The organism is Chryseobacterium salviniae, assembly GCF_035819015.1.
Lineage (GTDB): Bacteria > Bacteroidota > Bacteroidia > Flavobacteriales > Weeksellaceae > Chryseobacterium > Chryseobacterium salviniae.
This window is the reverse complement of record NZ_JAYLAA010000040.1, coordinates 36,588-56,190: the sequence shown is the minus strand read 5'-3', so window position 1 is coordinate 56,190 and position 19,603 is coordinate 36,588. Positions and strand designations below refer to the sequence as shown.

Here is a 19,603-nt window from a genome sequence, read left to right as displayed (position 1 = left end):
TCATCCAAAAATAATCATTGGTTTAGCGGTAATGGGATGCTCACAGATCGTGCAGGGAAAATTGTAAGCTTCACTGATGTTTTCTGCGGTAAAAACTTCCGCCGGTGTTCCGCAGGCTGCTACACGTCCCGATTTCATCAATAAAACTTTATCCGCATATTGCGCTGCAAGATTGAGGTCATGAAGAACAACAATGGCAGAATTGGTTTTTGTTGTGAATTTTTTAATAATTTCCAAAGCTTTATATTGATGCTTTACGTCCAGATTATTCAAAGGCTCATCAAGAAAAAGGACTTTATGGGCAATCTCATTCTGAAGCTGCGCCATTACCCTGGATAAATGTACCCTCTGCTTTTCTCCTCCTGACAAAGTGTTGTATTCCCTTTCTTTCAGATGGAAAACATCGGTTTCGTACATCATGCTGTTCATGGCTTCATAATCTTCCTGAGCCGGCTGTGTCTCGAAATACGGATAGCGTCCCATCATCACGACATCCTTTACTTCAAGCGGAATATCGTTGCTGTTATGCTGCGAAAACTTTGCTTTATGCTTTGAAAGTTCATTAACCTTCCACTCACTGATATTTTTATCTTTAAATAAAATTCGTTGTTTTGATTTCACTTCATTCGCCAGAATACTTAACAGACTGGATTTTCCGGCTCCGTTCGGACCTACGATAGCGAGAAATTCACCATATCCGAGATGAACATCAACCGAATCCAGAATATGAAATTCTTTATGTCTGTAACTGATCTGATGTGCCTTTATCATGACAGTGATTTTTTGAATTTAATTAAAATGGCAATGAAAATCGGACCTCCCATTAATGCTGTTAAAATCCCGACAGGAAGTTCCGAAGGTTCAACAATGCTCCTGCTGAATGTATCTGCCGTTAATAATAAAACACTTCCGCAGATTGCTGATAAAGGCAGGATAAAAGCATAATCTGATTTAAATAAAAGCCTTAAAATATACGGTACAATAAGTCCGACAAACCCAATTGTTCCTGAAAATGCCACACAGCTTCCAATCATTAATGCCGTAATAATGATAATCTGTTTTTTCAAGGCTTCGACGTTGATTCCCAAGTGTTGCGCATCTTTTTCACCCAGCATCATGGCATTCAATGCTTTACCTTTAGGCAACAGAATGATATAGGAAATCAGAAGGACAATTCCTAAAATGATATTCTTCGTCCAGGTCGCAGCGGCTAAACTTCCTAAATTCCAGAATGTTAAATCTCTCAACTGCTCGTCTTTTGAAATATAAATCAGGAATCCGGTGATAGAAAATCCGATGGCTGTAATGGCAACTCCGGACAACAACATCATGACCACATTGGTTTTTCCTCCGCTTGTCGAGATTTTATACACCAACAACATTGATAATAATGAACCAGCAAAAGCGGCAATACCCACCAGCGAAAATTGCACAGCTTCAGGAAGATACTGTCTGAAATGTCCTCCTAAAACAATAGTAATCGCGGCAAGTAGTGTTGCTCCCGATGTCAGTCCTATTAAATCTCCTGTTGCCAATGGATTTTTAAATAATCCCTGAAGGCTCGTTCCGGAAACGGCAAGCATACTTCCGATGAGGATCGCCATGATAATTCTGGCTGCTCTCACGTCCCAGACTACATATTTGTCGCTCACTGATACTGTTGAATCTCCTTTCATTATTTTTCCCAGAATTTCAAACACAGACTGTCCTCCGAAGTCGTAAACTCCGGTATTGAGTGACCATACTGCTATGATGACAAGCAGTATGGCACTTATGGTAAGGTAAACGTATAATTTACTTTGCGTTTTCAATGAGCAGTTTGTTTAATTGTACAGCCGCCTCACCCAGCCTTGGCCCAAAACCGGAAACCAGTCCGCCATCCATCGCAATAATTTTTTTATTTTTCCCGGCATTGGTTTGGGCAACACCCGGCATTTTCAGGGCGCCTTCATTTCCTCCCGCTCCCTGCAATCCGCTCGTGAAGAAGAACAAAACATCCGGATTTGCTTTTACCACTGCTTCAGGTGTTAAAGGTTTAAAATCTTCAAAGTCATTAACCGCATTTTCGCCTCCTGCAATTTCGATTAAAGAAGCCATTGGTGTATTTTTCCCTGAAACCATCAGCATGTTTCCTCTGGCATAGATAAATAATACTTTCGGTTTTTTAGCAATAGGCTGAATCTGCTTTAAATCCGCATCAATTTTATCGTTAAGCTTTTGGTAATCTGTATTTCCGAGAGCTTTTGCCACGTCAGCAATCAGCTTTTTGGTTCCGTTTACGGTAAATTCCTGTTTGAAAATTTCAGTTTTGATTCCGGAAGATTTTATTTTACCCATCAACTCAGGATTAATGTCTTTATCTGAAGCTAAAATCAATGTCGGAGATACGGCCATAATCGGCTCAATTGTCATTGATCTTACGTGCCCTAAATCTTTAGCGGTAGCTTTCAGCGATTCCGGATACGTGCTGGTAACATCTGTTCCCACGATTTCTTTTTCGTGGCCTAAAGCTGCTACAATTTCCGTAATTCCACCGTTAAGCGTTACGATTTTATTATTGGATTTTGGTGTTTCCGCTTTTGTTTCGGTCTGAGTTTCCGTTTTAGCACCCTCTTCTTTTTTGCAGGAATATACTGCCACAATAACAGAAGCTGCAAGAATGAATTTTTTCATAGATATATTTATTTGATTTATTGAATAGAGAAAATGTAAATCTTACAAAGGCTTATACTCGAAAGAAGGGAAACCCCTTTCATCTTTCACCCCCTGATCGTCTGTATTGGCTTTGGTAAGTCTTGTAAACCTCAGCTTGAAATAATATCCGTTGGCATCTTTGAGAATATAAAACCGGTCCCCGTAAACTTCCAGACCATTGGTACCTACAGGATTTCTCCAATTGGAACCGATGACGCGCTGATCATTGTAAATGAATTTTGAAGGATTAATATCAGTAGTTTTAAAATTGTTATACGCCTCCACTCCCGAAGTTCCTGCAGGAACAATTACTTCATACGCACCTGTTCCGCCTACATTATTGATTGTTACAAAATCTGCATAAATATAACTTCCCGCTCCGGCAATGGTGTTGGTAAATACCGTAAAACACAGGTCCCATCTTTTCTTTTCAGGCTGAATGGATACTTCGGTTTTATTTTTTAAGCTGATAAAATTATAGTTATAGGCCGCATTTTTAGTCACGGTTACTTCATAATAATTGCTTCCGTCTATATCGGCAGATTTAACTTTATATCCTTCTCCCGAACGTACAATCTGTACTTTTTTCCAGCCGCGGCTGTCGCCTCCTGTTGCTACGGAACCAACAGGTACCGATCCGGTGTAAATTTCTTTTCCCATATTGACCAGGTAAACTCCGTTTTCTGAATCATTAGCTTTAATTTCTTCAATGGCGGTATATCCGGAAGGAAAATCTCCTTTAACATCATCGATATAAATTTCATTGGACGGATTGAAATTGGCTACCTGAACCTGATTTTTCAGGGTGGAAACCGTGGCTTCCGTAACCTGGCTGAAATCTGTAACGCCAGGAATTTTAGCCGCAGCCATCATGATGGAAGAATTCAACATCACTTTAAATTCCGATCCTGAATACAGGGCAAGATCCCAGTCGGTTCTTCTGGTAAGTTTCTGTACAGGCCCTTTCGTCACCGGATCCGTTTCACTAAGATCAATCCACACCTGATTGGGTTGTTTGGCACCTCCTACTCTCGGATCTGCGATGGATCCTTCTATTTTCGCAACCGACACCGGATCTTCATTGTCATTAATACAGGACTGAGTGATAAAAGAAGCCCCAACAAGCAAACAATAGAGTATTTTTTTCATTTTTAATGTATTTAAAAATTATAATTTAACCTCATGAAATAGCTTCTGCCGTAGAACAGGTTTTGCAGTCCGGAAGAAGCGTTGTGGGTATCCCCCGCCAGAATCGTATTTCTTACACTCGTTACGTCAAAAATATTTTTGACCCCCGCACTTATTTCAAAATGATTTTTAAAGAAAGGCTGGCTTACCGTGAAATTCATCATGCTGAAATCTCCCATTTCTCCCAAAATATATTGTCCCGGATCTCCCGGATCGTTTTCTTTTCCCTGATAGGTATAGCGTCGCTGCGCTCCGGTATATTTATAATAAAGGGCAAACAGTGTTTTTGTAGAAGGTAACGTGTAGTTGGCGGCCAGATTGGCTTCAGCATAATAATTATAATCATCGGGTGAAGTAATATTTCCTGTATTTAAAACCTGTGAAACGCCCATCACCGAAACTCCAGCATTCAAGGAAAGATCACCTTTTCTCACATGAATTCCTCCTCCGAATAATATTGATTTATAGTCATCTACATTCAGAAAAGTAATTTGCAGCGGACTGTTGTTAATGATGACATCTTCGATCCTGTCTTGTACATCAAGGTACATTCCCGATAGGCTGAAATTAAACTTCCAGTTGCTGGAGTTGGTTAAAGCATAATCCCAGAAGACAGACGCTGAGTAACCGGTTTCTGGTTTAAGATTTTCATTTCCTCTGATGTCATGATTATTATCGACCACAAATGTGTACAATTCATCGTAGGTCGGAAATCGGTTGGCAGAACCGAAAACGGCACGGATGTCCGAATTTTTGGAGGTGATAAATCTTAATGTTCCCGAATAGTTATATTGCGAACTGAACCTGTCGCTTAATGTCAATCTAACTCCCGGACGAAATGAAAACCTGTCATTTATGTTCCATTCAGCTGATAAGAAATTAGCATAATTGAATATAGCGCGTTCAATACTTTTGCCATTGTTATTGCTTTCAAAAGTGGTGGCATCGGCAAAGCCTTTGGTCCGGTCTAATTCGTAGCCAAGCTGGAAATTAATTTTTTCATTATCTAAAAAATTACTGAACATCCCTCTTGAATATAATACATCAGATTTGTAGAATGTGATTTCAGGATCTCTTGAGATTTTCTGCCTGTTGGGAACATCATACGTATAAACCTGTGATTTCCTTTCCTGGCTTTGGTATGAGAAATCTCCGTTATAATTAATTCTTCCGAGTTTTGTCTGAATATTAAACTGGTGAATCCATCGGTTGGTATGGTAATCTTTATCGTTTGCGGTATACGTTCTGTTTCCTCCGCCCAAAGGAAGATCTGTCACTAAAGGATTGTAATAGTTTATTTCTTCCGTAAGAAAATTCAGCTTGTAAAAAAAGCTTGTATTGTTTTTGCTGTAACGGATGGTTCCGTTTGCCGTAAGCTGATCTTTAGGCTGCCAATCATACCCTCGCTTGCCGTCGTTATTTTCGCTGAAATATTTATACCCGTTAAGCGAACCTTTGTATCCCTGAAAATCATTATGGTTGATATCTGCGGAAACTGACCAATAATCGTTAAACCTATAACCAAGATTCAGTGACTGAATATGGCGTCCGTTTCCTTTCTTGAACCAGTCGTAATCTTTTCCTACGGTTTCTTCCTGTACAGATGCCAATGCAGTAAATTTTTTGCTGTAATTTTTCTTCGTGATAATATTGATGACTCCGGCTACAGCATTATTTCCGTATTCTACGCCCATTGAACCTTTTACGATTTCGATTCTTTCGATATTGTTGACGTTGATCTTCGTAAGATCCACAAGATTTCCCATGCCTTCATCGCTTACCACCGGAATATTATCGATAAGAATCTTTGTATACTCACCGCTGAGACCCATAATATTTGCAGTAGAATTTCCTGAGCTTTTGCTGGGTTCTATTAAAATATTAAGATTTTGATTGAGTACTTCGGCAACGTTCGTTACGGCCATATTTTTGATCTGCTGCGAATCAATCACTTCAACTTTATAAATCGATTTATCAATGGATTGTTGCATGAACTGCCCTGTAATGACCACCTCATCAATTGTTTTTTGCTTAAGAGAATCTTTTTCCTGTGCATTCACCCATAAAATAACGGATAAGGATAGTATGGAAAGCACTTTCTTTTTCATAGAGAGAAAAATTTTTGACAAATATATAATTTTATTTAGAACAGTTAAAAATAATTATTATAATTTTGTGGAATAATTCTAAATAAAAATAACATTATGAACTTAAGACTACTTTTAGGAACTTTATTGTTTACAGCAATAACTGCACAGGCGCAGGTAGCAACGCTTAATGAAAACTTTGACAGCTTTACCGCAGGAAACACTACATTCCCGCAAGGTGGCTGGTCGGCCATAACCGCTTCTCTCACTCCGGATTTTCCTCAGGTATCTCCGAGAATGATCGTTGCACAGGATAACGATAATCCTACCAATAAATTTGTACAGTCTTATGCCGGAAACAACGGCACTGCACCGTCTTACCTCATTTCTCCGCAGATTGCAGCTCCTGCAGGGGATAAAACATTATCTTTTCAGACGACTTTGGTTTCTCCGTCACCGGGTCCGGGAACAATTCAGATTGGTCTGGCTTCAAATCCTGCCGATATGTCTACCTTTGTTGCTGTTGGTATTCCTGTTACTGTAGGAACCATCGGAACCATACAGAATATCAGCGTTCCTATTCCGGCTTCGTCTTCACAGTATATTGTTTTCAGGTTTACCCCTTCGGCGACACACGTTGCGATACAGATTGATAATGTGGTGTATAATACCGCTTCAAACCTTTCGGTTTCTGATCAGATCAAATCTCAGGAACCTATACAATTTGCAGTGAATTCCGATAATACAGCTTTAGAATTCATCACTAAAAAAGACCTTAAAAATATCAGTATTTATTCTGCATCCGGACAGAAAGTTGCAGGTGGAAAACTATCAGGAAAATCTTTCGATATCAGCACGCTTCAGACTGGAGTATATTATATTATTATTGAAAATTCGGAAGGCTTTGCTGTAAAATCCAAATTTGTTAAAAAGTAAGATTTATTAGACTACTCTTACTGCGAAAGACTGATTTATGATCTCATAAGTCGGTCTTTTTTGTTTAATAAGCTATCCGAATGCATTCCTATTCAATGATACAAATAAAATTTTAATGTAAAACACGATAAAAATCATATTTTATTTAGAACAATTAAAAATAATTTATTTAGTTTTGTAGAATAATTCTAAATAATAATGTACATCTGATTATGAAAACAAAACTACTTTTTGCATCATTGCTTTCATTAAGCATACAGCAATCCGTCTTTTCTCAAGTAGACACCAATGGATATACAACAGTAAATATGTCCATGGGAGCGAGTTACCAGAACCGTGTATTCTTTGACTTGAGTGCCAATGTAATGGTATCTCAGCCTGCCAATACCTGGGATATTGCGTTCTATAGAAATTCGAGCATGAATTTCGGGACGAGAATTAATGATGCACAAAATATAGAAGTCTATCAGGCTTCCAACAATCCGAATGACTGGAATTCCATCACCACGAATGCTGTCTCTTCCTACGGATCGCCATTATTTAACCTTGATAATACCAATTCCATCCAGGAAGGTGCTTTCGAGCAGGGAACCGCTACGTACGGCTGGGGCGAATACAATCCGGGAAATCACCACATCGAAGGAAAAGTCATTTTTATCCTGAAATATGTTTCGAGCAATACGTATTATAAATTTATGATTGACGATTATTTCGGAGGCTACACTTTTAAATATGCCAAATGGAATGCTGCCAATTCTTCTTGGGACACAACTGTTACAAAAACCATTGCCAACGGAACGGATGATGCTTATTTTAATTATTTCTCTTTTGCAACCGGTGATAAGGTGACCAATCTCGAACCTTCAAAAACCAGCTGGGACTTTATGTTCACCAGGTACTGGACCGATTATCCCTACACCGACCCGAATACAGGACTGCCTGCTACGATGAAGTACAGAATGTCCGGTGTTATTCAGAATTCAAATATTACCGTAGCGAAGGTACAGCCTGAAACACAGGCAACAACAACCACTACCCTTCCTGCATCTGCTTCATTTTCAAGCAATATTACTGCAATCGGCCATTCCTGGAAACCGACAATGGGTGTTTATAATGATGTGGTGTATTACATTAAACAGGGATCTGAATATTATAGAATGTATTTTACCTCCAATGAAGGCTCGCAAACCGGAAATATGTACTTCAAATATAAAAACATCACTTCTGTTTTAGGAACAACCGATGTTTCAGGTAAAAAAGCTTCTTTCGGGATTTATCCGAACCCAACAACAGCAGATAAGCAGGTAACTGTTTTATTTGATGTTAAAGAAAAACTCAGCAGCAAAGGAAATGTGGAAGTGTATGACCTATCCGGCAAAAAAGTACATGCTGCTGAATTAACCAACCAGGCAGGATTTTATAAGCAGGATTTGAATCTTTCTCATCTTTCTTCCGGAAACTATCTGGTGAAAATAACTTTCGGCGGACAAACGGAAACGAAAAAGCTGATTGTGAAATAGGCAATTATGAATTTTTAAAGTTGAATGTTCACTTTTCACTTTTAAAATAATACTTTCTATTTTTTCTAATAAAAGGCTGCCCGCAATTGTGGACAGCCTTTTAGCTTTTTCGGAACTGATTCTTTTTAAAGTGTTTTAAAACCTTTATACACTTCGATAGAACTTTCCAGCATTTTGGATACATCTTTTCTGAAATTTAGCAGATGATCCTGTCCGCTGTGACGGTTAAGATGGTCTTCAGTTTCCCATAATTCCACCATAAAAAATGTTCCTTTATTATTTTTATCTTCAATAAGGTCATATTGCAGGCAGCCTTCTTCTTTTCTGGTTTCTCTTACGAGCGTTTGAAAGTGCTCAACGGCTTCCATTAAATAATTTTCATTGAATTTAAAAACGGCAACAACGTGTATGTTCATAGTATTTTTTTAATGATGTAAAAGTAAAATATTTTCAAAACCGAAAATATTTTTTTATTGCTTTTATTTTCCACAAGCAAGATGATTCACTCTAAAAAACAGATTTATAAATGGTTATGGAACTCATAATGATAACGAGCAATCCTATTACTAAAAACATACTTTTCACAGGAAGCTTCGCTGTAAGCATTGCGGAGAAAGGTGCCGTAAAAATTCCACCGATCAGAAGCCCGAGAATGATGTTCCAGTGCTGAATGCCCAATGTAAAAATAAAAGTAATGGCAGCGGTAAGCGTCAAAATAAATTTGGCCACTGTAGAACTTCCTACCGCAAATCTTGGGGTGAATGAATTTTTAATTAATGTTCCGGTTACCAGAGGTCCCCATCCGCCGCCGGCAAAAGAGTCTATAAATCCTCCTGCAAGACCAAGCCTGGTAAGGTTTGTTTTCCTTTTTAATTTTTTATCCTGCTTATGCCTAAATGCATTAGAGAAAATCTGAATTCCCAGATACAGCGTATAAAAAGAAATAATTGTTTTGGTAATTTTTGAATAATATTCTCCGAGATACGTCAAGGAAACAGCCCCAATCACCGCTCCGATCACAGCAGGAATTGCTAACTTTTGGACCAAATTTTTACTTACATTTTTCAGCCTGATATGGCTTATGCTCCCGGCCGCCGTCGTAAAGCTTTCCGCAGAATGAATGCTTGCACTCACCGCATGCGGCGGAATCCCGAGAAACAGTAATGTGGTGGTACAGATAACTCCATAACCCATTCCCATAGATCCCGCAACAACCTCAGCTAAAATTCCCACCAGCAGCATCCAGTAAAAAATATAATTATCTTTAGCCAGGATGGTGAAAAGTTCATCCAGATATCCAAGTTCATACATCGTAAATACAGCAACAGAAAGCACGGCAGCCGTTACAAAAAAGACATTGAGCCTGAACTGAATTTTTCTTGAGATGATCATTGCGGTTAATTTTATATTGATAAAACAATAATTTTTACACTATAAGATCATGACAGCGCCTACGGTAGAATTGCTTGTTTCATCGATCAGGATCGCGTTTCCTGTGCTTCGGCTTTTATCAAAACTGTCGAATACAAGAGGCGAAGCCGTTTTCATCCGAATTTTTACTACTTCATTGAGCCTGATATTTTCCGTAACCGGTATTTTTTCTAGTGTATTGACGTCAATTTTGTATTCAATTTCTTTTACAAGAGCCTTCAGAAGCTTGCTTTTATGCTGAATAAAATATTTGCCGCCTTCTGTTAATTCCTTTTTATCCAGCCAACAAACTATCGCTTCAATTTCATTTTCCACTTTTGGCTCAGATTCAGGCTTTACGAGAAAATCACCACGGCTGATGTCAATATCGTCTTCAATATGGATAACGGCAGGCTGACCTGCAAAAATGGAATCAACTTCTTTTCCTCCGGTTTCAATTCTCGATATTTTTGTGCGGATATTCTGCGGAAGTACGGTAAGTTCGTCACCTTTTCTGTATATTCCTGAAATCACTTCTCCGGCATAACCTCTGTAATCATGAAGATCATCGGTTTGCGGACGGATTACGTACTGCACCTGGAATCTGGGATGTTCAAATTCATCCTGATTATGAACATCAACCGTTTCCAGAAAATCAAGTAGTGAAGGCCCTTCATACCAGCTCATATTCTCCGATTTCGAAACAATATTATCACCATAAAACGCTGATATCGGGAAATAGCTTACATTTTCCAGTCCCAGTTTTTGCGCAACTTCATCATACTGAATTTTTATATCATTAAAAACATCCTGTGAATAACCAACAAGATCCATTTTGTTGATGGCAACCACCACATTTTTCATTTTTAATAATGAGGCAATGATGGAATGTCTTCTGGTCTGCTCAATAACGCCCTGTCTTGCATCAATAAGAATAACAATCAGTTGCGAGTTTGACGCTCCTGTAATCATATTTCTCGTGTACTGAATATGTCCCGGTGCATCGGCAATGATAAATTTTCTTTTGGGCATCGAAAAATAACGGTAGGCAACATCAATGGTGATTCCCTGTTCTCTTTCCGCGCGTAATCCGTCTGTCAAAATCGCAAGGTCTATTCCGTTTTCATTTTTGTTTTTCGATTGTTTTTCCAGTGCTTCCAGCTGGTCGACCAATATGTTTTTACTGTCGTAAAGAAGCCTTCCGATGAGGGTACTTTTGCCGTCATCCACACTTCCTGCAGTGATAAATCTTAATATGTCCATGTTTAGTTTATGATGATTGATGATTAATAAATGATGATTGATAAACTGACTGCTTTTAGTCTTCTGTCTAAAAATATCCACCTTTTTTTCGGTCTTCCATGGCGGCTTCTGTTACTTTATCATCAATTCTGGTTTCGCCCCTCTCGGAAATCCTGGAGGCTGTAATTTCACTGACTACCTCATCAAGCGTTTCAGCGTAGCTTTCTACGGCTGCCGTGCAGGTCATGTCTCCTACGGTTCGGTACCGGACTTTTTTATTGACAATTGTATCATGCTCATCAATCCGTATAAAATCCGAAACGGCAATCAACTGTCCTTCATGTTCGATCACATCACGATCATGCGCAAAATAAATGGATGGAAGCTGAATATTTTCTGTTTTTATATAATTCCAGACATCCAGTTCCGTCCAGTTGGAAATCGGGAAAACCCTTACATTTTCACCTTTGCTGATTCTTCCGTTATAAATATTCCAGAGTTCCGGACGCTGTAATTTCGGATCCCATTGTCCGAATTCATCACGAACAGAGAAAAAACGTTCTTTCGCCCTTGCTTTTTCCTCGTCCCTTCTGGCTCCGCCGATGCATGCATCAAACCCGAATTCTTCAATCGTATCAAGTAAAGTGTGGGTCTGAAGCCAGTTTCGTGAGGCAAATTTCCCTTTAGGTTCTGTTAATTTTTTAGCTTTAATCGTATCTTCTACGCTTCTCACGATCAGTTCTGCACCGATCGTTTGTGCAAGATAATCCCTGAACTGCAATGCTTCCGGAAAGTTATGTCCAGTATCGATATGTACCAAAGGAAACGGGATTTTCATGGGCGCAAAAGCTTTTATTGCAAGATGAACCAATGTGATGGAATCTTTTCCGCCGCTGAAAAGCAAAGCCGGTTTTTCAAACTGTGCGGCGATTTCCCGCATGATATAAATACTTTCAGCCTCAAGCTGTTCCAGGTAGTCTAGTTTATATGTATTCATTTTGAAAGTAATATTCAAATTAATGCGAATGAAGACCGCATTCTTTTTGTGAATTTTCCCACCACCAACGTCCTGCACGGGGATTTTCTCCTTCAACAATTGCTCTTGTGCAAGGCTGACAGCCAACACTGATGAATCCTTTTTTGTGCAAAGACAGCTCCTGGACATTATTTTGCCGAAGATATACGAGAACCTGCTGGTAATTCCAGCTGATTAATGGATTGTATTTGTACAGCTTACGTTCTTCGTCCCATTCGATGACCGGCATATTTTCGCGGTTTTCAGACTGTTCCGAACGCAATCCTGTGATCCAAATGTCTGCATTTTCAAGGGCGCGGTTTAAAGGTTTAACCTTTCTGATAAAACAACATTCTTTTCTGTTCTCCACAGAATGGTAAAAAGCATTAATTCCTTTTTCATTGGTGTATTTTTCCACATCCGATGGATCCGGAAAATAGACTTCCGTTTTTATGTTGTATCTTGAATTGTTTTTTGAAAGCAATTCATAATGCTCATAAAAAAGTCTTCCGGTGTCCAGGGTAAAAACTTTTATCGGAAGCTCATTTCTGAAAATAATATCGGTAATAACCTGATCTTCCTGACCAAGTGAGGTTGAAAAAGCAGCTGTTTCCGGAAATTTTGATGAAATAAATTTCAATCCGTCCTCTGCTGAAAGCTGTCTGAGTGTTTCTGCATCTTCTTTTGAAATCATACTTTGTTCATTTGAAGTAATGCAAATATCCAATAAAATTATTATCCCACCAAAAAAGTAGACTAATAATTAAAAAAAGGGCCGTTAATCGACCAGATCCATTAGGGTTTTTCTCTCAAGAATATTTAATGAAGCATCCCTTACCTCAATGAGTACATCATGCAGACCACAATGATCTTCCGTACAGTCTTCACATTTTTCGTAGAAGTTCAGGCTTACACAGGGAAGCAGTGCTATGGGCCCGTTGACGAGGCGAATGATTTTGGCAAGCTTTACATTTTCAGGATTTTCTTTAAAAAAATAGCCTCCTCCTTTTCCTTTTTTACTGTCGAGAATTCCCGCTTTTTTCAGTTCAAGCAGGATATTTTCCAAAAACTTTAAAGGGATCTTTCTATGATCCGCAATTTCGGAAATAAGAATCGGGCCGTCGTTCCTTTTTTCTACAAGGTAAGACAGTGCTTTAAAGGCGTATTGAGATTTTTTAGACAGCATTACTACAAAAATAGGAAAAAAAGTGAAATAGTAAAAGAGCCAGGGCAAATGTAAAAAGTAAAAAGAATTTTCAGTGAAATATTTAATTTCAGGCATTTACCTAGATTCTTCTTTTACCCATTTACCTGACTTTACTTTTTTTCCTATTTTTGTCCCATGTTCAGCAAACAGGAAGCACAACAGTTAAAAAAAGAGTTTTGGACGGCTTTTGGAAAGTCTTTCCCGAGAAAATGGATTTTATACGATACCAAGATCAAAGATATGTCGTTCAAATTTTATGCAGATAATAAAAAGGCGGAGGTGTCTCTGGACATTGAAATGAAAGATGAGATTTTCAGGAATGCTTATTATGAAAAGATCTGGTCGCTTGAGGATATTCTGAAAGATTTTATCGGCGATTTTTATAAGGAAGAATTTTATACGCTGGAAAACGGAAAAATCATCAGCAGAATCTGGGCTGAAAAGCATGGTGTTTCGATTTTCAATAAAAATACATGGCAGGAAACTTTCCAGTTTTTTGTTGATAAAATGGATGGCTTTGAAAGGTTTTATTATGAATACGAAGATTTTATAAAGGATGTTTAATGTTCTTTTTATTTGCCAAATGACAAATGCCGCAATATTTCCTTTCCTTACTTGGTAGATTATCAATAATAGTTAAAAAAGTTACCTTCTGCATAGAAGATGGGAGATAAAAGATTAAAACCGGAGTGTTTACATGATCCTTAACCTCAATCTTTCAATTTCCAAACTCATTCATAATAAAATGCAGATCATTGGATCATTCACGATTTGATTACATCATTCGTGGATTCGGCTACTTTTAAAACCATGCTTCTTACCATCTTTGTACCATCATTTAAAACAATAAAAATATTAAAAAATGGAAGCAAAAAAAGTATGGTTCGTGACAGGAGCGTCTAAAGGTCTTGGGTTCGAACTGGTAAAAAAATTATTATCTGATGGCTATAAAGTAGCTGCAACAAGCCGCACGGTAACATCTTTAACAGATGCATTCGGAGAGGTTTCTGAAAATTTCCTCCCGTTGAGTATGAATATCACGGACAACAACGATGTACAATCTGTTTTAGCCAAAACAGTAGAACATTTCGGAAATGTTGATGTGATCGTTAACAATGCAGGTTACGGTCAATTGGGAACGTTGGAAGAATTAAGCGATGCTGAAGCAAGAGCGAATTTCGACGTTAATGTTTTCGGAACTTTAAATGTCATCAGAAATGCAATGCCTTATCTCAGAGGTCAAAAATCCGGAAATATTTTCAACATTTCATCTGTTGGCGGGTATTACGGAGGTTTTCCGGGATGGGGTGTTTATTGTTCCACAAAATTTGCAGTAGCCGGCTTTACGGAAGCTCTGGCGGAAGAAGCAAAAGATTTTGGAGTTCATGCAACGGTTGTTTATCCTGCTTATTTCCGTACGGATTTCCTGACGAAAGATTCTGTAAAAACACCTGAAAATTCTATTGAAGCTTACGAAGCGGCAAGAAATTCAGAGAAAGCACACCTGGATGAGATCAATGGTAACCAGCCGAATGATCCTGTAAAAGCGGCTGATGTTTTAATACAGATCAGCAAAGAAGAAAATCCGCCGGTACATTTGCTGTTGGGAGTCGGAGCTCCGGAATTCCTGAACAATAAGATCGAAGCCATTACAAAAGATGCTAAAAGCTGGGAAGATTTAACTTTATCTACAGGAATCTAAAATTCAGAATCCACAATTTAGACAAAAGCTTTATACTAAAAAAGTATAAGGCTTTTTAGTTTGTCAGAACAGGGAAAGCTGGATCGGTTTTGGTGGAGAAGGCTTTTGAGCATCACCGAAAACAGTTTTACCGCCAAATCGCCATGAATTCTGTCTCTCTTCTTCAATGACTTCCTGAATATCAAAATCAGGGGTAAAATCCTGTTCGGTTTTTACAACAATATCGTGAAGCTTGTTCAATGTCTTTAATTTGTCGGAATTACCGAGCTTTGATTTTTCAATTCCTGTTTTGATAATGCTGATGCTTTCATCATAAACTTTAGTGGGAATCGGGAAAGGATGACCGTCTTTTCCACCGTGAGCAAATGAAAATCTTGCAGGATCCGTAAATCTTGATGGCGCCCCGTGAATTACTTCACTTACCAAAGCAAGCGACTGCATGGTTCTTGGCCCTACTCCTTCCAGCATCAGCAGATCTTCAAAATTTTGGGGCTGTTGCTCGCGGGTTACATACAACAAGGCTCCAAGACGTTTCAAATCAACGTCGGAAGACTGTACATCGTGGTGTGCAGGAAGAATTAACCTTGCAAAATCGCTCATGATTTCCGCAGAATCGGTGTGGGAGATATCCAAAATTCCTTTCCTATTTTCGGAAGCATCCGAATCGGTAAGATTTAAAATTTTACCTCTTGAAATTCCGTTGATTCCTGTGTGAGGTTCTTCTACAAAAGACTTTATATTTTCGGAATGCCAATGATAACGCCTTGCCGTACTGTCGGATTCATGCATGCCTTGTTGAATGACACTCCAGTTTCCGTTGTCTGCCAGGATAAAATTATGCAAATATAATTGATAACCGTCCTGAATAGCTGTATTATCTACTTTTGCCGAAAGCTTGCTGGCTCTTACCAGTTCGGTTCCGTTCAACCCTGTCTTATCGGCGATTTGAATCAGTTCCGAAGGAGTTTCCCGTGAAAATTTTCCTTTTCCGCCACAGATATACAATCCGAGAGTATGGGAATTCGGGTTAATGGAACGTTTCAGCGCACCCATAACGGAGGTAGTAATCCCTGATGAATGCCAGTCCATGCCCATTACCGCACCAAAACTCTGAAACCAAAACGGATCTGCGAGCCTTCTTAATACCTCATCTTTTCCGTAATCCGCAAGAATCACCTCTATGATTGAAAGCCCCAGAATAGACATCCGTTCATAAAGCCACGGCGGTACTTTGCCATAGTGAAGCGGTAAATCTGCTGTTCCGGAACGTTTCATGAGGTAAAGGTAGGGTTATTAGAATTAAATTTTAGTGATTAAGGTCAGTAATTTAAGCACAAATATTTTCACGAATATTCACTAATTAAATTTATAAAGTTTGGATAAAGCCAATTGAATTGCTATTTGATTAAATGGGCTAAAGCCCGTTCCTATTGATAGAGGTTGTGTTACCCGTGAAAATATTCGTGACATTCGTGTTTAATTAAAAAAGCCCTGCGGAAATCCCACAAGGCAATTATTAAAATATAATCTTAAATTATTTCAATGCAGCTAAAGCGGCTTCATAATTCGGTTCGTTGCCAATTTCCGGAACCTGTTCTGTATACACTACTTTATTGTCGGCATCAGTAACGATTACGGCACGGCTCAAAAGCCCTTTCATGGGAGAATCCGTGATCGTTACTTCATAATCATCCCCGAAGCTGCTTCTGAAGTCTGAAAGGGTTTCAACATTATTCAGGCCTTCCGCAGCACAGAATCTTCCTAAAGCAAAAGGTAAATCTTTAGAAACATTAATAACAACCGTATCTTGCATTGCAGAAGCTTCTTCGTTGAATTTTCTTGCAGATGATGCACATGTAGGCGTATCAATGCTCGGGAAGATATTGAATACTTTTTTCTTTCCCTTGAAGTTTTCAAGCGTTTTCACCTGTAACCCTGAATCTACCAGTGCAAAATCCCTGATCGTTGTTCCTACTGATGGCAACTGCCCTATTGTATGCACTTCATTTCCTTTTAAAGTAATTGTTGTTGACATAATTCTTGTTTTAAGTTCTTCAAATTTAATTAAAAAACAATGCTTTTTATCCGGTTTGAGGTTAAATTAATCTTAAAGTGGAAAATATTGGCTTATAATCATCTAAAAAATTAATTTTTACCTAAATTTGTGAGTCTTAAAAAATCAAATAATAAATAACAGTATAATGTCAGACAAATCAAAAATCTATTACACCCTTACAGATGAGGCTCCGATGTTGGCTACACACTCGTTTTTACCGATTGTAAAAGCTTTCACAAAATCAGCAAACATTGAGATTGCAGTACCGGATATTTCTTTGGCAGGAAGAATTTTAGCCAACTTCCCGGAATTTCTGAAAGATGATCAGAAAATCGGTGATGCTTTGGCTGAATTGGGTCAATTGGCTACACAACCTGACGCTAATATTATCAAATTACCTAATATATCTGCTTCGGCGCCTCAGCTTGATGCGGCAATCGCAGAACTGCAGGCTAAAGGTTTTGCAGTTCCTGATTATCCTGCTGAGCCTAAAAATGATGAAGAAAAAGCAATCAAAGCTAAATATGCAAAAGTGCTCGGAAGTGCTGTAAATCCTGTATTAAGGGAAGGAAATTCTGACAGACGTGCTCCTAAAGCTGTTAAAAACTACGCCAAGGCAAATCCTCACAGAATGGGCGACTGGGCTTCTGACAGCAAAACAGATGTTGCGCACATGGAAAGCGGGGACTTCTACGGAACGGAAACTTCAACCACTGTAGAAAATGCTACCAAATTCAGAATTGTATTTAAAGGAAATGACGGTTCTGAAACTCAGCTAAAAGATTTTGCCAATCTTCAGGCAGGAGAAGTAATCGATTCATCCGTAATGAATTTAAATGCTTTGAAAGCTTTTGTAGAAAAAGCAATTCAGGAAGCTAAAGACAGAAATGTATTGTTATCGGCACATTTGAAAGCAACGATGATGAAAATTTCTGATCCAATCATTTTCGGAGCAATCGTAGAAACTTTCTTTAAAGAAGTTTTCACTAAATATGCTGAAACGTTCAAATCTTTAGATATTAATCCGAACAACGGTCTTGCCGATCTTTTTGATAAAATCAAAGGAAACGAGCAGGAAGCCAATATTAAAGGAGATATTGAAGCTGCTTTGGTAAACGGACCGAGAGTAGCGATGGTAAATTCAGATAAAGGAATTACCAATTTCCACGTTCCTTCTGATATCATCGTTGATGCTTCTATGGCTGCTTTGGTAAGAGGCGGAGGAAAGATGTGGAACAAAGACGGAAAAGAAGAAGATACGGTTTGTATCATTCCGGATCGTTCGTATGCTGGATTCTACCAGTCTGTAATCGACGATATGAAAGCACATGGAAAATTGGATCCTACCACAATGGGCTCTGTTCCGAATGTCGGTTTGATGGCACAGAAAGCTGAAGAATACGGCTCTCACGATAAAACATTCCAGGCTTCTGCTGAAGGAACCATTGAAGTTCAGGACGAAAACGGAAATATTCTTCTTTCCCAGAAGGTTGAAAAAGGAGATATTTTCAGAATGTGCCAGACGAAAGATGCGCCTATCCAGGATTGGGTAAAATTAGCCGTAAACAGATCAAGATTATCTGATACACCTGCTATTTTCTGGTTAGATAAAGGAAGAGCGCACGACAGAGAAATCATCAAAAAAGTTGAAAAATACTTAGCAGATCATGATACCAACGGTCTTGACATCAGAATTATGGATGTTAAAGATGCGATGACTGAAACTTTAAAGAGAGCAAGAGAAGGAAAAGATACTATTTCTGTTTCCGGAAACGTATTAAGAGATTATCTTACTGACCTCTTCCCTATCCTTGAGCTCGGTACTTCTGCAAAAATGCTTTCTATCGTTCCATTGATGAACGGTGGTGGCCTTTTTGAAACGGGAGCCGGAGGTTCTGCACCAAAACACGTTGAGCAGTTTGTGGAAGAAGGTTATTTACGATGGGATTCTTTGGGTGAGTTCTTAGCTTTACAGGCTTCTCTGGAGCATTTGGCACAAACTCAGGGAAATATAAAATCTCAGGTGTTGGCAGATGCATTGGATGAAGCCAACGCTAAATTCTTAGCAACTGATAAATCTCCTGCCAGAAAAGTAGGACAAATCGACAACAGAGGTTCTCATTTCTATTTAGCAATGTATTGGGCTGAAGCATTGGCGAACCAGACTGCTGATGCAGAACTGGCGGCACAATTTGCTCCGGTTGCCGAGGCAATGAAAGAGAACGAAGAAGTAATCAATGCTGAATTGATTGGCGCTCAGGGTAAACCTCAGGATATCGGAGGATATTACAAAACAGATGCATACAAAACGTATGCTTCGATGAGGCCAAGCACGGTTTTAAATGAAATCATCGACGGAATTTAATTTCCAAGTTTTGATATAAATGAAGCTCCCTTAAAAAGGGAGCTTTTTTGTTTACTTGAACATAACTTAAATATCTTATCGTACACAAAAAAGGTTCCATCCGATTGTCATTAACTATGCCTACTTTTGATTTTGGCAAACGAAGAAACTGAATCACCCAAATATTAAGTTTTGGCTAAAG

General features: G+C 38.7%; 18 protein-coding genes. 5 read left to right on the top strand and 13 right to left on the bottom strand.

Annotated features, from left to right (window positions below; all coding sequences use genetic code 11):
• From SOP96_RS12070 to SOP96_RS12050, 5 genes are read right to left on the bottom strand one after another with little or no spacing between them, the layout of a single operon-like run.
• Complete coding sequence (locus tag SOP96_RS12070) at nucleotides 1-771, bottom strand: heme ABC transporter ATP-binding protein (protein ID WP_326321192.1); 771 nt, start codon at nucleotides 769-771, stop codon at nucleotides 1-3.
• On the bottom strand, nucleotides 768-1,811 hold the full coding sequence (locus SOP96_RS12065) for a FecCD family ABC transporter permease (RefSeq protein WP_326321191.1): 1,044 nt from the start codon (nucleotides 1,809-1,811) through the stop codon (nucleotides 768-770). Before SOP96_RS12065 ends, SOP96_RS12070 begins: the two co-directional genes overlap by 4 nt.
• A complete protein-coding gene (locus tag SOP96_RS12060; protein ID WP_326321190.1) occupies nucleotides 1,795-2,673 on the bottom strand; it encodes a heme/hemin ABC transporter substrate-binding protein in 879 nt (292 codons plus the stop codon). Before SOP96_RS12060 ends, SOP96_RS12065 begins: the two co-directional genes overlap by 17 nt.
• A gap of 42 nt (nucleotides 2,674-2,715) precedes the next feature.
• On the bottom strand, nucleotides 2,716-3,843 hold the full coding sequence (locus SOP96_RS12055; RefSeq protein WP_326321189.1) for an HmuY family protein: 1,128 nt from the start codon (nucleotides 3,841-3,843) through the stop codon (nucleotides 2,716-2,718).
• A gap of 11 nt (nucleotides 3,844-3,854) precedes the next feature.
• Complete coding sequence (locus SOP96_RS12050; protein ID WP_326321188.1) at nucleotides 3,855-5,990, bottom strand: TonB-dependent receptor plug domain-containing protein; 2,136 nt, start codon at nucleotides 5,988-5,990, stop codon at nucleotides 3,855-3,857.
• A 96-nt stretch (nucleotides 5,991-6,086) separates the two neighbouring features.
• Here SOP96_RS12050 and SOP96_RS12045 point away from each other — a divergent pair, with 96 nt between their 5' ends.
• A complete protein-coding gene (locus tag SOP96_RS12045; RefSeq protein WP_326321187.1) occupies nucleotides 6,087-6,905 on the top strand; it encodes a T9SS-dependent choice-of-anchor J family protein in 819 nt (272 codons plus the stop codon).
• Between the two features lie 212 nt (nucleotides 6,906-7,117).
• Nucleotides 7,118-8,425: a T9SS type A sorting domain-containing protein gene (locus SOP96_RS12040; RefSeq protein WP_326321186.1), complete on the top strand. Its 1,308-nt coding sequence runs from the start codon at nucleotides 7,118-7,120 to the stop codon at nucleotides 8,423-8,425.
• 125 nt (nucleotides 8,426-8,550) lie between these two features.
• On the opposite strand, the gene SOP96_RS12035 is transcribed toward SOP96_RS12040, so the two are convergent.
• From SOP96_RS12035 to SOP96_RS12010, 6 genes are all read right to left on the bottom strand, one after another.
• Entirely contained in the window at nucleotides 8,551-8,841 is a 291-nt protein-coding gene (locus SOP96_RS12035) for a putative quinol monooxygenase (protein WP_326321185.1), read from the bottom strand.
• Nucleotides 8,842-8,932: 91 nt separating this feature from the next.
• A complete protein-coding gene (locus SOP96_RS12030; RefSeq protein ID WP_326321184.1) occupies nucleotides 8,933-9,817 on the bottom strand; it encodes a sulfite exporter TauE/SafE family protein in 885 nt (294 codons plus the stop codon).
• Between the two features lie 39 nt (nucleotides 9,818-9,856).
• Nucleotides 9,857-11,098, bottom strand: a complete 1,242-nt coding sequence (locus tag SOP96_RS12025; protein WP_326321183.1) for a sulfate adenylyltransferase subunit 1 — start codon at nucleotides 11,096-11,098, stop codon at nucleotides 9,857-9,859.
• Nucleotides 11,099-11,165: 67 nt separating this feature from the next.
• Nucleotides 11,166-12,074, bottom strand: coding sequence for a sulfate adenylyltransferase subunit CysD (cysD, locus tag SOP96_RS12020; RefSeq protein WP_326321182.1), 909 nt, complete (start codon nucleotides 12,072-12,074; stop codon nucleotides 11,166-11,168).
• A 19-nt stretch (nucleotides 12,075-12,093) separates the two neighbouring features.
• Entirely contained in the window at nucleotides 12,094-12,786 is a 693-nt protein-coding gene (locus SOP96_RS12015; protein ID WP_326321181.1) for a phosphoadenylyl-sulfate reductase, read from the bottom strand.
• Nucleotides 12,787-12,870: 84 nt separating this feature from the next.
• Nucleotides 12,871-13,278: an RrF2 family transcriptional regulator gene (locus SOP96_RS12010; protein WP_072884541.1), complete on the bottom strand. Its 408-nt coding sequence runs from the start codon at nucleotides 13,276-13,278 to the stop codon at nucleotides 12,871-12,873.
• Between the two features lie 156 nt (nucleotides 13,279-13,434).
• Here SOP96_RS12010 and SOP96_RS12005 point away from each other — a divergent pair, with 156 nt between their 5' ends.
• Nucleotides 13,435-13,863 carry a DUF4268 domain-containing protein gene (locus tag SOP96_RS12005; RefSeq protein ID WP_326321180.1) on the top strand — a complete coding sequence of 143 codons (429 nt, stop codon included), beginning with the start codon at nucleotides 13,435-13,437 and terminating at the stop codon, nucleotides 13,861-13,863.
• 298 nt (nucleotides 13,864-14,161) lie between these two features.
• A complete protein-coding gene (locus SOP96_RS12000; RefSeq protein ID WP_326321179.1) occupies nucleotides 14,162-15,001 on the top strand; it encodes an SDR family NAD(P)-dependent oxidoreductase in 840 nt (279 codons plus the stop codon).
• A 63-nt stretch (nucleotides 15,002-15,064) separates the two neighbouring features.
• Here the strand turns inward: SOP96_RS12000 and SOP96_RS11995 are convergent, their stop codons facing one another.
• Both SOP96_RS11995 and tpx read right to left on the bottom strand, forming a co-directional pair.
• A complete protein-coding gene (locus SOP96_RS11995; protein WP_326321178.1) occupies nucleotides 15,065-16,276 on the bottom strand; it encodes a DUF763 domain-containing protein in 1,212 nt (403 codons plus the stop codon).
• A 259-nt stretch (nucleotides 16,277-16,535) separates the two neighbouring features.
• The gene (gene tpx, locus SOP96_RS11990; RefSeq protein ID WP_326321177.1) at nucleotides 16,536-17,036 is read right to left on the bottom strand and encodes a thiol peroxidase; all 501 of its coding nucleotides are present in this window, start codon (nucleotides 17,034-17,036) and stop codon (nucleotides 16,536-16,538) included.
• 166 nt (nucleotides 17,037-17,202) lie between these two features.
• Here tpx and SOP96_RS11985 point away from each other — a divergent pair, with 166 nt between their 5' ends.
• A complete protein-coding gene (locus tag SOP96_RS11985; RefSeq protein WP_326321176.1) occupies nucleotides 17,203-19,422 on the top strand; it encodes an NADP-dependent isocitrate dehydrogenase in 2,220 nt (739 codons plus the stop codon).
• The last annotated feature ends 181 nt before the right edge of the window (nucleotides 19,423-19,603 follow it).

Bases quoted from the DNA above. Each gene is read 5' to 3' on its own strand.
- SOP96_RS12000 (WP_326321179.1), top strand. From the start codon at position 14,162: ATGGAAGCAAAAAAAGTATGGTTCGTGACAGGAGCGTCTAAAGGTCTT.
- SOP96_RS12055 (WP_326321189.1), bottom strand. From the start codon at position 3,843: ATGAAAAAAATACTCTATTGTTTGCTTGTTGGGGCTTCTTTTATCACT.
- SOP96_RS12070 (WP_326321192.1), bottom strand. From the start codon at position 771: ATGATAAAGGCACATCAGATCAGTTACAGACATAAAGAATTTCATATT.
- SOP96_RS12050 (WP_326321188.1), bottom strand. From the start codon at position 5,990: ATGAAAAAGAAAGTGCTTTCCATACTATCCTTATCCGTTATTTTATGG.
- SOP96_RS12060 (WP_326321190.1), bottom strand. From the start codon at position 2,673: ATGAAAAAATTCATTCTTGCAGCTTCTGTTATTGTGGCAGTATATTCC.
- SOP96_RS12030 (WP_326321184.1), bottom strand. From the start codon at position 9,817: ATGATCATCTCAAGAAAAATTCAGTTCAGGCTCAATGTCTTTTTTGTA.
- SOP96_RS12010 (WP_072884541.1), bottom strand. From the start codon at position 13,278: ATGCTGTCTAAAAAATCTCAATACGCCTTTAAAGCACTGTCTTACCTT.
- SOP96_RS12045 (WP_326321187.1), top strand. From the start codon at position 6,087: ATGAACTTAAGACTACTTTTAGGAACTTTATTGTTTACAGCAATAACT.
- SOP96_RS12025 (WP_326321183.1), bottom strand. From the start codon at position 11,098: ATGGACATATTAAGATTTATCACTGCAGGAAGTGTGGATGACGGCAAA.
- SOP96_RS12040 (WP_326321186.1), top strand. From the start codon at position 7,118: ATGAAAACAAAACTACTTTTTGCATCATTGCTTTCATTAAGCATACAG.
- tpx (WP_326321177.1), bottom strand. From the start codon at position 17,036: ATGTCAACAACAATTACTTTAAAAGGAAATGAAGTGCATACAATAGGG.
- cysD (WP_326321182.1), bottom strand. From the start codon at position 12,074: ATGAATACATATAAACTAGACTACCTGGAACAGCTTGAGGCTGAAAGT.
- SOP96_RS12035 (WP_326321185.1), bottom strand. From the start codon at position 8,841: ATGAACATACACGTTGTTGCCGTTTTTAAATTCAATGAAAATTATTTA.
- SOP96_RS12015 (WP_326321181.1), bottom strand. From the start codon at position 12,786: ATGATTTCAAAAGAAGATGCAGAAACACTCAGACAGCTTTCAGCAGAG.
- SOP96_RS12005 (WP_326321180.1), top strand. From the start codon at position 13,435: ATGTTCAGCAAACAGGAAGCACAACAGTTAAAAAAAGAGTTTTGGACG.
- SOP96_RS11985 (WP_326321176.1), top strand. From the start codon at position 17,203: ATGTCAGACAAATCAAAAATCTATTACACCCTTACAGATGAGGCTCCG.
- SOP96_RS11995 (WP_326321178.1), bottom strand. From the start codon at position 16,276: ATGAAACGTTCCGGAACAGCAGATTTACCGCTTCACTATGGCAAAGTA.